The sequence below is a fragment of the Mycoplasmopsis gallinarum DSM 19816 genome, from assembly GCF_000621085.1.
Classification (GTDB): Bacteria; Bacillota_I; Bacilli_A; order Mycoplasmatales; family Metamycoplasmataceae; genus Mycoplasmopsis; species Mycoplasmopsis gallinarum.
Genome location: NZ_JHZE01000008.1, coordinates 1 through 12,584 on the forward strand (window position 1 = coordinate 1; position 12,584 = coordinate 12,584).

The window sequence follows — 12,584 nt, forward strand, 5'->3', positions numbered from 1 at the left end:
ATAAAAAAGTCCCTAAAGGACCTTTTATATTTTCATTATAAATTTCTTTTTTGAAAAGAAAAGAAAAAATTTACTTTTTGAATAAAATCACTTTTTATTTGATTAATCTTTGTGGTTGAATAAAAATTTTTAGTTTTTAAATCTGATGATAAATATTTACAATAAGGATCTTTTTTAACATCAACAAATTTAATTAAATTTTTAATGTCTGTAGCTTGAATTTCCTTCTCTATATTGTTTGAGGCATCTTCATCTATAACATAATATAAATTGTCAAAATCAATAAATCCCAATTTAGGTTTTTTAGTTGTTGAAGTAGAAGATTTAATTTTGGACATCGTAAATTTTTTTACAACGGAAAGAAGAAAAGAAGTAAAAGAACATTTATCTAAGTGTGGTTTATATTTTTTTAAAACAGAAGCTACAATCATTAAAAATTCTTGATAAATATCATTAATAGAATAATAACTTAGCATCAAAAGTTCTTTATATAAATTAATCATTGAATAAATTTTTTCTTTATACCAAAAATCAACAATTAAAATTAACTCATTATTTTTACAATCATTAATAAAAAGAATTAATTTATCATTTTCAAAATTTTCAACTAAATTTTTAAATATTTTAATTTTATTTAAAATCAAAATTACTCATTCCCCTTTTTAACAATAGAATTCAAAAGAATCCCTGTGGCAACAGAAACATTTAAAGATTGAACGGTTCCATATTGTTTAATATATATTAATTCATCTGCTTGTTTCAGTACGGGTAATGAAACTCCATCACCTTCATTTCCAACAATTAAACAAATAGGAAAATTATAATTAACATCATCAAGTTCTTTTGCTTTTTCGCTTAAAGCAGAAGCATAAATTCAATAACCAAATTCTTTTAATTTTTTAATACTTGAAACTAAATTAGCTGATTTTATTATTTTCATACCAATAAAACCACCCGAACTAATCTTTAACACACTAGAAGTAATATCAGCACTTTTCTCTTTAGTCATTATTATGTGTTTAACCCCAAGAGCATTAGCTGTTCTAATTATTGCTCCTAAATTATGAGGATCTTGAATTTTATCAAGCATCAACACAAAATTTGGTTTATCTTTTTGAATAACTTGTAAATCATGTATTGGAAATTCTTTTAAGAAAGCAACAATTCCCTGATGATTTATATCTTTGAAATCAAGAAAAAAAGTCTCGTCTTTTGTTTCTATATCAAAATTGCCATATTTTTTAATTTTGTGTGCAAGAACTTCATTATTAACAAAAATTTTTTCTAAATTAAAGCCATTTTTTATTGCATCAAAAACAGAATTTTTCCCACACACAAATAATTTTTTCAAATTTTGCTCTTTATTTTTCCATTTTTGTGTTTTTTCTTTTTTATATAAGTTTTTCATCAATTAATTGTTTTCTTAATTTATCAGCATTAAGAAAATCCCTTTCTTTAAGGTATTTTTGTCATTGTTCATAAATTTCTAACGATACTTTATATTGTGATTTATTTGTTAATTTAGGGTGAATAATAGAAAGAATTTTAAAAATAATTGAAGCGGTTTCATAATTTGTGTCTTTATTAAAATCTTTTATTAAAGAATTTAAAATCAAATTAAAATCTGCAAAATCAAATTTTGAAAGAGATTCCATTGCTTTTAAAAAAATCTCATTTTCTTTAAATTTAATTAAATTTTCTGATTGAGTATCAATGTTTAATATAAAAAACTTAAAAATAAATTTTTTATATTTAATCAAAATCGCTTGCATATTATCTATTAATGAATCTGTAATGTTAATAGGCGCTGAAATTTTTGAATTTAAAATAATTAGTTTTAAAATTTCAGGCCCATATTTTTCAATAAAATCATTAGCTAAAATGATATTCCCTAGAGATTTAGACATTTTCAATCCATCTAAGTTAATTTGACCAGTTCTTATTCATTCTTTTGCTATATTTTTATTGTAAAGTGCAAAATGTTGAATATTTTCATTTTCATGATGTGGGAATGTCAAATCCATTCCACCTCCATGTATATCCACCCCTTCAGAACCAAAATGCTTAGAAATTAAAGCACAACACTCAGTATGTCATCCTGGCCTACCATATCCAATTTTTGTTTGATATTTAATTCCTATAGTAGTGTTTTTTCAAAGAGCAAAATCTGCTTCAAACAATTTATTAGAATCATTTTCTTCAAAATTCATATTAATTAATTTTTGATTAGAAACAATGCCATAATGATTTTGATTTTTTTCAATATTAAATCAAATATTATTTTGATTGTCTTTATATGCATTATTTTTTTCTAATAATTTTTGAACATAATCAGCAATAAATTCAATATTATTTGTTACTTTTTCTATTGAAGTAATTGTATTAACGTTAAGATCAGACAATAATTTTAAATAATCTTCTGCATAAAATTCAGATATTTCTTTTTCAGTTTTATTTTCATCAAGTGCTTTTTTAATTATTTTGTCATCAATATCAGTCAAATTATGAACAAAATTAAAAGAATTGCCCAACTCTCTTCAACCTTTTAACATTAAATCATAAGTTAAAATCGGCCTTAAATTTCCGATATGAACATAGTTATAAACTGTTGGCCCACAAACATAAATATTTAAATTATTTCTTGATTTCATATATTTTCCTTATTTATTTAAAAATTTATATAGTAAAAATGATAAATAAAATAATAAAATTTAATTATAAAAATTTAAGGAGATATATATGAAAATTGTTGTTGTTGGTGCAAACCACGCAGGAACTTCTTTTTTAAGAACATTAAAAACAGTAAATCCAGAAGCACAAGTTGTAGCTTATGAAAGAAATTGAAATACATCATTTTTAGGTTGTGGAATTGCTATTTGAGTAGCAGGACTTTTTAAAGAACCAGGTGGATTATTTTATTCATCACCAGAAATTTTAAAAAATGAATATGGTGTTGACTTACACATCGAACATGATGTTATTAAAATTGACAAAGAAAAAAAAGAATTAACTGTTAAAAATCTTAAAACTGGCGAAGAATTTATAGATACATATGACAAATTAGTTTTTGCTGGTGGAACTTGACCAATTGTTCCTCCTATTAAAGGAATTGATTATAAAAATATTGTTTTATCTAAACTTTATCAACATGCTCAATACTTAGTTGAAAAAGCTAACGATCCTAAAATTGAAAATGTTGTTGTGGTTGGAGCTGGATATATTGGAATTGAGCTTGTAGAAGCATTCCATATGAAAGGCAAAAAAGTTACTTTAATTGATTTAAATGAAAGAGTAGTTTCAAATTATTTAGATGAAGAATTCACAGAAAAAATGGAAGAAAATATGCTAAAAGACGGGATTGAATTAGCATTAGGCCAAAAATGTGTTGAATTCAAATCTGAAGATGGCGAACATGTTTCAGCAGTGGTTACTGACAAAGGCGAATATAAAGCTGATTTAGTAATTATGAGTGTTGGTTTTAGACCAAATACTTCAGTTATTGAAGGTGTTGAAAAATTACCTAATGGAGCTATAAAAGTTAATGAATTTCAACAATCAATTTCAGATGAAAACATTTATGTATTAGGAGATTCAGCAGCATTAAAACACTGTGTAAGCAATAATTACTCACACGTTGCTTTAGCGACAAATGCTGTTAAAACCGGTATTGTTGCAGCTCTTAATTTAGCAGGAATGAAAGTTGCTTTCCCAGGAGTTGTTGGTACTAATTCTATTAACGTATTTAATTGTAAATATGCTTCAACAGGATTTACCGAAAAAATGGCTAAACAAAACGGGTTTGATAATGTGGGAGCAATTTATTTTGAAGACAATGATAAATGTGAATTTGTAAAAGACTACGAAAAAGTAGGATTTAAAATCGTTTATGATAAAAACACATTAAAATTACTTGGTGTTCAAGTAGGTTCATGAGGAAAAGCAAACCACACAGAAGTTGTTTATATGTTTGGTTTTGCTCTTCAAAAAGGCGCAACACTTGTTGATACAGCATTAACAGACGTATTTTTCTTGCCACATTTCAATAAACCATTTAACTTCATGTTAATGCCAATGTTAAAAGCATTAGGATTAAATTACAAAAAATAATTAATAAATAAAAATTCTGGCTATGCCCCAGAATTTTTATTTAAAATTTCCTCTAATTCTGTTTTATCAATTTCAAATTTATATCTGTGTAAAACTTTTTGATTATTAAATTCTCATTTAAAGTCAATAATAAATTCAGGATCAAAAGTGAATTTATAGAAAATTTTACCTTCAGAAGAAGGAAAATTTTTAATTACAAATTGAACCAAATTAGGAACAATTTTTTTATCTCAATAGACTTTACCATTTTCATATCTTATGTATTTATAATAATTTTTGTAATCAATTTCTGGAAAATAAATATTTTCAACATTTAAAGAATCTTTTGGAGATTCTTTTTCAATTTCTCTTCCTGTTTTAGGATCCTTTTTAATAGGTTTTACTTTTGAAGTATTTTTTTGCTTCTTTAACGAAACAACAGAAACGGGGACAATTATTCCAATTAAGCCAGTTATCGCTAGAGAGGAAAAAAGAAAATTTTTAAGTTTCATTTAAAATCTCCATAAATTTTATATCTTCAAAATTTAAGTTTGATTTAAGTAAAAAGTCATTGGTATTTTCCAAAGCAATTGAATAATTTCAATTTTCATCTTTTGTTTCAGTTATTGTTTCATTAAAGTTTAATTTTACATATCCTAAGTTATCTGAATTTAAAATTGGTTTTTCAATAATATTTGTATTTTTTATATTTAAATTTATTAACTCTTTTTTATTGTTATGTCCATAATCAAAAAGAATGTGATATTTATTAGTTAAAATTCCAGAAAAATAAGGAGGCACTATATACCCTTTTTCTGTTGCTTCATCAGAAACAGATAAAGTCATTTCATTAAAATCAAAAGTTAAATAATCATCAAAGAAATAATCTTTAATTTCTTTAAATGCATTTTTATAATCCGTTTTATTAGTCCAATTTTTTACGATTTTCGTTGTTATGTTAGGCTGAAAACCTAATAATTGATTTTTAAAATCTACAAAGTTATATTTTGGAGGACCTTGACTTACTTCATTCATTCTTTTAATTTCTTTAAAAATTTCTCCAAAAGCAAAATGAGATGGTCCAACTCCATAAACTGAAGGATTTGGATGCATTCTTGCAGAATATTTGTGCTCAATATATGGAAATGACAAGGTATGTTGATAATCAATTTCAACTGTAAGCAATTTATTATTAACTTCAAACTGATTAGTTTTGGGAATTTTGACTTTCAAAATATCGAAATTATTAAAATAATTTCTTTTGTGATTATCATCGTCAATAAAGAAAACAAAAGAATTTGGAATTAAAAAGTTTACTTCGTTTTCTTGTGTATTTACATTGAAATTTTTATTGATGATAGGATTTTTTCTCAAATGGCAATAATATGGACCCTCTGTGCTGTGTTCACCAAAATATGATAAAGAAATAGTTTCTAGTTCTGAGTATTTGACACCAAGAGCCACAGAAGAAAGAGTGAACGAAAAAGTTTTAAACATCGATCCTTCAGGATAGGTGCCTTCTACATCGTATCTATCAGGAAATGCAACTTTCTTCATATAAATATCGCTCATTTTATGTGAAACTACTTTATCTTCATACAAATTATTATCTACATATTTGTTATTAATTGATATTGCAAATTCATCAAAAACCGATTCATCCCATAAATTTTCGGGAACAAAAATGTTAAAATTTATTCAAAAATTATCATTGTTGTATGATTTTTTTACAATAATTAATTCTTTTGTTCTAATTCTATTTCCACCACGATGGGTTGAATTTTTAGCATAAGGATCCAAATTTGTTGGAAGATGAATATAATTATAATATTTATCAATTATTCATTCTTCCTGTGCAATATTTATTGGATTTTTAATTTTGTATTCTTGAACTATCTTATCTTGATAATTAGAATTTAAATTGATTGAAGTAATAATAAAGAAACTCCTCCGTAGCTATTTTTCTGAATTTATAATATGTTGTGCTTGAAAAATAATCCAACATTCAATCCTTGTTAGTATTTTGGTTAATAAAATCATTTTCAATAATTAATTTGCTATTTGTTCCAAGTAGATTAAGAACTTTATTTAACCTATTTATAGGCTCATACTTAATTTTATTTTTGTTATTGATTTTCTCTTTTTCTTTTCAAAGACTTCTATTGATTTTTTCCATTTTACAAATAGTTTTGACTATTTTAGCTTGTTCAATAGAAGAAAGTTTATTTGAAAAATAATTGTTCAACGAAATCATATATCTCCTTTCAAATTTAAATTGCTAATTTAAATCAAAAAGGCGAAAAATAAAAAAATAATAAAAAATTTAGTCTTTTTTGTTGGTAATCAAGTTGAATTATTAGCCATTTTTAATATTAAAAAATACCTCTACAGAAGAGGCATTTTCAAAAGTTCAAATTAATTTGAAAAAAAAGGAAAACATAATTATTTTTTATAATTCAAAATGTTATTTCACTTTAATGGCCAGTTTTTTGGTGTATTTTTAGTTTTTTTAATTTTTACAATATAACTTAATTTATTGTCAAAAGTTAAATACTTAAAAATTTCAATATCCTTAGATTTCTCGGGGAAAAAATGTAAAAACTCGTCAATTTCAACTTGATAATTTTCTCCCTTTAATAAATATCAATAACCATTTTTTTTAAGTAAATGATGAGACATTAAAAAAATATTTTTAATAGAACTTAATGCTCTTGCAGTAATGAAATCAAAAACATAGTTATGATTATATTCTTCTGCTCTAGAATTAATTATTTGAAAATTTAAATTCAAATCTTCAGAAACATTTTTAAGAAATTCGCATCTTTTCTTTTGACTTTCCATAATAGTCAATTTAAATAAATTTTGATTTTCAATAAGAACAGGCACAGAAGGAAATCCCGGGCCAGCGCCAATGTCTAATAAAGAATAAACAGAGTTTAGATCAATTTGATTAATTAAAGGTTCAAAAGCTAATAAAGAATTAATTATTCCTTCATTTAATATGTCTTCTTTGTTTTTAAAGCCAGTTATATTCATTACTTGATTTTTACTATAAACAAGTTCTAAATATTTATAAATTTTAGAGTCAAGTTCTTTTTTCATTAAATTAGTTCCTGGAATCTATTGTAAAGTGTTGAAATTGACGAACCATTTATGTGACAGTCAATAACACCAGCTAAAAATTTATCTAAAGATACTACTTGCAATTTTGAAAATTTTGAAACTAAATGTTCATTATTAATTGAATCAGTAATTATCACTTTTTCAATATTTGGATTATTTTCAAACATTTCAAAACCTTTAGTAAATAAGCCATGAGTTGCAGCAATAATAATTTTTCTTGCACCGTTATCTTTTAACGCTTGCGCTGCTTTTAAAATAGTTCCACCTGTATCAATGATATCATCAATAATAACGGCATTTTGATCCTTAATATTTCCAATTAAACCTAAAATTTCAGTTTTATCAGTATCAATTCTCCGTTTGTCAATAATGCAAATTTTAATACTATTAGCAATCAATTCAGCTAATTTACGAGCACGATTGGTGCCTCCGTGATCTGGTGAAACAACAGTGAAAGTTTCTTTAGAATCAATAATTGGTTTAGCAAGAACAAAAGCGCCTTTTAAATCATCAATTGGAATATCAAAAAAACCTTGAATAGCCGGATTATGTAAATCAACAGCAATAATTTTAGTTGCTCCAGCGGTTTGCAATAGATTTGCAACAAGCTTAGCACTTATAGGTTGACGACCACTTTCTTTGCGGTCTTGGCGCGCATATCCATAGTAAGTTAAAATCACAGTGATTGAATTAGCAGAAGCTCTTTTTAAGGAATCAAGAAAAATTAAAAGTTCCATTAAATTTTCATTCACAGGCATAGATGTGCTTGCAACAACAAAAACGTCTTTTTGCCTTACTGTTTGTTGGCTAATTAACATGCTTTCTGTATCTGCAAAAGTGATTCTTTTAATTTCTGATAAAGGAATTTCTAAACGATTAGAGATATTTTTAGCTAATTTATAGCAATTAGGCATTCCAAAAAGGATTACATTTTTTTTATTCATAAATTTTGTCTCCTTATTTAAATTATATTTTTATTAAGTTATTTAAAAAAATAAAAAAATCGCGAAAAATCGCGACTATTTTGTAGCTTCATTAATAACAAATTGATTTAAAAGAATGTCAATTTTGTATTTGTGGTCTTTTTTAATTGAACCATCAATAATTTTATAAGCAATAACACTTTCTAGATTATTTTGCACATAACGACGAATAGGTCTTGCTCCAAAATTTGGATCATATGCCTTTTCAGCTATAAATTCAGCAACTTTGTCATCATATGCAAGGTTAATATCTTTTGCACTTTTAACTCTTTTAATTAATTTATCAAGTTCTAATTTAACAACTTCCTTAATAGCTTCTTTTGAAAGCGGTTTAAATGTAATAACTTCATCAATTCTATTTAAAAATTCTGGACTTAAAAATTTGAGTAATTCAGCCTTAATTGAAGGCATATCCTCAAGTTCATTTAAAATTTTTTCTGAAGCTATATTACTTGTCATAATAACAATTAAATTTCGACAATTGATAACTCTACCTTTTGAATCGGTGATTGTTCCATTATCGAGAATTTGTAAAAGAATGTTTAATACATCACGATGTGCTTTTTCAATTTCATCAAAAAGTAAAATTGTGTAAGGGTTACGACGAATTTTTTCAGTTAATGAACCAGTTGAATCATAACCGATGTATCCTGGAGGAGCACCAATTATTTTAGCAACACTATGTTTTTCCATGTATTCTGACATATCTAGTCTAATCATTTGTTTTTCACTGTCAAAAAGTGAATAAGCAAGAGTTCTTGCTAACTCTGTTTTTCCAACTCCAGTAGGACCAGTGAATAGAAAACTAGCCAAAGGTCTATTAGGATCATTGATATTAGCTTTTGCACGAATTACAGCTTGTGAAACTAAAGTAATGGCTTCATCTTGTCCTTTTACTTTAGATTCTAAATCATGTTTAAGGTTTAATAATTTTTCACGATCAGTTTCTAAAAGTTTAGTTACAGGAATATTAGTTCATTTAGCAACAATTGCAGCAATTTCTTCTTCAGTAACGGTGTCTTTAATTAAAGTATTGCTTGAATTATTAATTAAATTTTCAAGTTCCTTAATTTTTAATTTAACACTTGGAATTTCATCGTACATAAGTTTAGATGCTTTTTCATAGTCAGCTTCATTTTGATAAATAGTCAACATATGATTTAAATTATCTAATCTATGTCTTAGATTAGAAAGTTCATTTAATCTATTTTTTTCAATGTCTCATTTATGTTGTAGTTCATTAATTAAAGCATTAATTGTAGCTATTTCTTGTTCAATATTTTTAATTCTTTCAGCATGTTTAGTTTTATCTTCTTCTGATAAAGCAAATTTTTCCATTTCAAGTTTAGCTAATTTTTGTTTTGCTTTTTCCAATTTTTCTGGTTGAAAATTAATTTCAGTTTTAATTGTGGCGGCAGCTTCATCAACTAAATCAATAGCTTTATCTGGTAAGAAACGATCTGAAATATATCTTGAACTTAATTTAGCAGCTGCAATTAAAGCGTCATCTTGAATTTTAACATTGTGAAAGTTTTCAAAACGATCTTTAATTCCTCTTAAAATGGTAATAGTGTCGCCAATTGAAGGCTCTTTAACATCGATTTTTTGCATTCTTCTTTCAAGCGCCGCATCTTTTTCAATGTACTTGCGGTATTCATCAAAAGTAGTGGCGCCTATAAGATGCATTTTTCCTCTTGCCATTAAAGGTTTAATAATATTGGCTGCATCCATACCGCCATCAGAATTACGACCAGCTCCAATTAACATATGAATTTCATCAATAAATACAATAATTTCACCATTAGATTCATCAATTCTCTTAAGAATATCTTTTAATCTTTGCTCAAATTGTCCTTGATATGAAGCACCAGCAATCAAACTACCTAAATCAAGTTCAATTACATCTTTACCTTTTAAATTTTCAGGCACTTGACCTTCAACAATTTTTCTTGCCAATCCTTCAACAATAGCGGTTTTACCAACTCCAGGTTCACCAACCAAAACAGGATTATTTTTAGTTTTACGACTTAAAATTCTAATCATTCTTCGAATTTCATCATCACGATTAATAACGGGATCTAATTCATTTCTAGCAGCTAAATCAGTTAGATTTCGACCATATTTTTTTAAGACATCATCTTCATTCTTCTTATCTTTTTGATTATTATTAATATTATTTAAAAAGTCATCAAAATTGAAATCCATTTTTTACCTCCCAAAATTTAATATATATATTTTAGCACTTAAATAGTTAGAGTGCTAAAAAAAATAAAAAATTTTTTGTTTGATAAAATAAATTTTATGAGATTAAGATTTGATAAAAATGCAGAAGAGAAAATAATTAATTCAGGTTATTTAATTAATAATAAAACTTATCCAATTAAATTGAATGGAACCGAAGTTATTGAAATAGGTATGGGAAAAGGAGAAATGATTGTAGAATTGGCTAAGTCCAATCCTTCAATTCAGTTTTATGGATTAGAAAAATATGCAACAGTTGCATCTAAAGCAATTAAAAAAGCACAAGAATACCAATTAAAAAATTTTCATTTAATTTTAGATGATGCGACAAAATTAAATGAAATTTTTGAAGGCAATTGTGCCAAAATTTGACTAACTTTTAGTGATCCTTGACCTAAAAATCGCCATGAAAGAAGAAGATTAACTTATAAAGATTATTTAAGTAAATATTGTTCAATTATGAACGAAAACACCATTTTATTTTTCAAATCAGACAATGACAAATTATATGAATACTCATTAGAAAGTTTTAAAGAGAATAATTGATCAATTGTTGACAACGGCACTGACTTACATCAAAGCAAATATAACAATGAAAATGTCAAAACGGGTTATGAAATAAAATGAAGCAGTTTAGGTAAAAATATTAATTTTATAGTGGCTAAAAAACCACAATCTATGGAAAAAAAATAGCTTTTTTTCCATATTTTTATTTTTTAGCTCTTTTTTTAATTTTGACACTTAATTTATTAACTTTTATAATATATATTAAGATATTAAACAATATCTTTTCAAACAAACTAAGGAGTATTTATGTTTAAAAAAACATGATTAAAAGGTGTTTTATTAGCATCTATGCCAGTGGCAGTATCTTTAACTGCATTATCAGCAGGTTGCAATAATTCAGCACACCCTAAAAAACCTTCAGTGTTAGTTAGCGATGTTGAACCAAATGAAGCATTAAAATTAACTGCTGAACAAGTGCAAAATATGCCTAAAGTGGCAGTTATTACTGATGGTGGTGAATTAACTGATAAATCATTTAACCAATCATCATGAGAAGGGTTAATTAAATTTGGTGAATTTAATGAATTGCCTTTCGAAAAATATGGTGTTTATGAAGTAAAAAGCAGCAACTTTATGCAAATGTATGAACAAGCTTTAGCTGATGGAGTAAAAATCTTTGTTCTACCTGGATTCCATCACGAAGATCATGTAAAGGCTTTTTATGCAAAACATAAAGCTGAAGTTGATGCAAAAGGAATAATCTTTGTAGGATTAGACTTTGCAATGCCAGCAGAAGTTCCAGCAGGAAAAGGAATTTCAATCGAATTCTTAACCAAAGAAGGGGCATTCATTGCAGGATATGCATTAGCTCAATATCTTTCAGAAGTTTTCCCAGGTGCAGAAAATGCTGCTAAGAGAACTTTTAGTACTTTTGGTGGTGGTACTTTCCCAGGAGTTACTGACTTCAATGAAGGACTTTACAAAGGTGTAATGCACTTTAATTCATTACAAACTGATGTAAATAAAAAAGTTTCTTCAAATGATGCAAATCCAGTTATTCTTAACACAGGATTTAATGCTAATGACAACTCAATGGTAACTAAAGTTTCTTCAGATGTTATTGATAGAAATGGAACTGCAATTTTACCAGTTGCTGGACCATTTACATCAGTTGTAGTTAAAAATGAAAACTTCAAATCAAACAAAGATAGAATTGTGATTGGAGTTGATTCAAACCAAGCTTTATCTGAATCTAAAGAATACAGACACCGTTTCTTCTCATCAATTCTTAAAAATTTAGGACAAGCTGTATTTGATACAGTTTCAGGAATTATTTTAAATAAAGCGGAATTATTAGGTGGTTTTGTATCTGGAAGAACTAACGGAACTTTAGTTAAAGGGGTAGCCGATAACTGAGTAGGAACAGCTCCAACTAATATTGAAGGCACAAATAAAGCAATCGCAGAAAAAGCTTTAAGTGATGCAAAAACAGTATTTTCAAGTTTAGATGCTACAACTAAAGAATGATTAATGTCAAACAAAGTTCAAAAAGATGGACAAGAAGTTAACGATAATCAAGAAAGAATTAATCAATTATCTGTTGCAACTAAAATTACAACTTCTTAGTTGTAAATAAAATTATTC

The 12,584-nt window shown here is 26.4% G+C and carries 12 protein-coding genes; 3 read left to right on the forward strand and 9 right to left on the reverse strand.

Features of this window, described 5'->3' with window-relative positions:
• Window positions 1-35: 35 nt before the first annotated feature.
• Genes Q346_RS0101045 through Q346_RS0101055 form a run of 3 tightly spaced genes read right to left on the reverse strand, consistent with a single transcriptional unit; the run spans window position 36 to window position 2,651 of the window.
• Window positions 36-644 (reverse strand): hypothetical protein, encoded by a 609-nt coding sequence (locus tag Q346_RS0101045; RefSeq protein WP_027332687.1) that lies wholly within the window; start codon window positions 642-644, stop codon window positions 36-38.
• A 2-nt stretch (window positions 645-646) separates the two neighbouring features.
• Window positions 647-1,351 (reverse strand): 23S rRNA (guanosine(2251)-2'-O)-methyltransferase RlmB, encoded by a 705-nt coding sequence (rlmB, locus tag Q346_RS0101050; RefSeq protein WP_027332688.1) that lies wholly within the window; start codon window positions 1,349-1,351, stop codon window positions 647-649.
• A gap of 40 nt (window positions 1,352-1,391) precedes the next feature.
• Entirely contained in the window at window positions 1,392-2,651 is a 1,260-nt protein-coding gene (locus tag Q346_RS0101055) for a class I tRNA ligase family protein (protein WP_027332689.1), read from the reverse strand.
• 88 nt (window positions 2,652-2,739) lie between these two features.
• Here Q346_RS0101055 and Q346_RS0101060 point away from each other — a divergent pair, with 88 nt between their 5' ends.
• Window positions 2,740-4,107, forward strand: a complete 1,368-nt coding sequence (locus tag Q346_RS0101060) for an FAD-dependent oxidoreductase (protein ID WP_027332690.1) — start codon at window positions 2,740-2,742, stop codon at window positions 4,105-4,107.
• A gap of 20 nt (window positions 4,108-4,127) precedes the next feature.
• On the opposite strand, the gene Q346_RS0101065 is transcribed toward Q346_RS0101060, so the two are convergent.
• The 6 genes from Q346_RS0101065 to Q346_RS03765 all read right to left on the reverse strand — a co-directional run bounded on the left by Q346_RS0101065 (window position 4,128) and on the right by Q346_RS03765 (window position 10,397).
• Window positions 4,128-4,598, reverse strand: a complete 471-nt coding sequence (locus tag Q346_RS0101065; protein WP_027332691.1) for an MHO_1590 family protein — start codon at window positions 4,596-4,598, stop codon at window positions 4,128-4,130.
• Window positions 4,588-5,886, reverse strand: coding sequence for an MHO_1580 family protein (locus Q346_RS0101070; RefSeq protein ID WP_027332692.1), 1,299 nt, complete (start codon window positions 5,884-5,886; stop codon window positions 4,588-4,590). The genes Q346_RS0101065 and Q346_RS0101070 overlap by 11 nt, the downstream gene beginning before the upstream one ends.
• A gap of 109 nt (window positions 5,887-5,995) precedes the next feature.
• Window positions 5,996-6,340, reverse strand: coding sequence for an MG284/MPN403 family protein (locus Q346_RS0101075; RefSeq protein ID WP_027332693.1), 345 nt, complete (start codon window positions 6,338-6,340; stop codon window positions 5,996-5,998).
• 188 nt (window positions 6,341-6,528) lie between these two features.
• A complete protein-coding gene (gene rsmG / locus Q346_RS0101080; RefSeq protein ID WP_036437893.1) occupies window positions 6,529-7,188 on the reverse strand; it encodes a 16S rRNA (guanine(527)-N(7))-methyltransferase RsmG in 660 nt (219 codons plus the stop codon).
• On the reverse strand, window positions 7,188-8,153 hold the full coding sequence (locus tag Q346_RS0101085) for a ribose-phosphate pyrophosphokinase (protein WP_027332695.1): 966 nt from the start codon (window positions 8,151-8,153) through the stop codon (window positions 7,188-7,190). The genes rsmG and Q346_RS0101085 overlap by 1 nt, the downstream gene beginning before the upstream one ends.
• Before the next feature lie 75 nt (window positions 8,154-8,228).
• Window positions 8,229-10,397: an ATP-dependent Clp protease ATP-binding subunit gene (locus Q346_RS03765; RefSeq protein ID WP_051521784.1), complete on the reverse strand. Its 2,169-nt coding sequence runs from the start codon at window positions 10,395-10,397 to the stop codon at window positions 8,229-8,231.
• A 96-nt stretch (window positions 10,398-10,493) separates the two neighbouring features.
• Here Q346_RS03765 and trmB point away from each other — a divergent pair, with 96 nt between their 5' ends.
• Entirely contained in the window at window positions 10,494-11,126 is a 633-nt protein-coding gene (gene trmB, locus Q346_RS0101095) for a tRNA (guanosine(46)-N7)-methyltransferase TrmB (RefSeq protein ID WP_027332696.1), read from the forward strand.
• 120 nt (window positions 11,127-11,246) lie between these two features.
• Entirely contained in the window at window positions 11,247-12,566 is a 1,320-nt protein-coding gene (locus Q346_RS0101100) for a BMP family ABC transporter substrate-binding protein (RefSeq protein WP_027332697.1), read from the forward strand.
• Window positions 12,567-12,584: the final 18 nt, after the last annotated feature.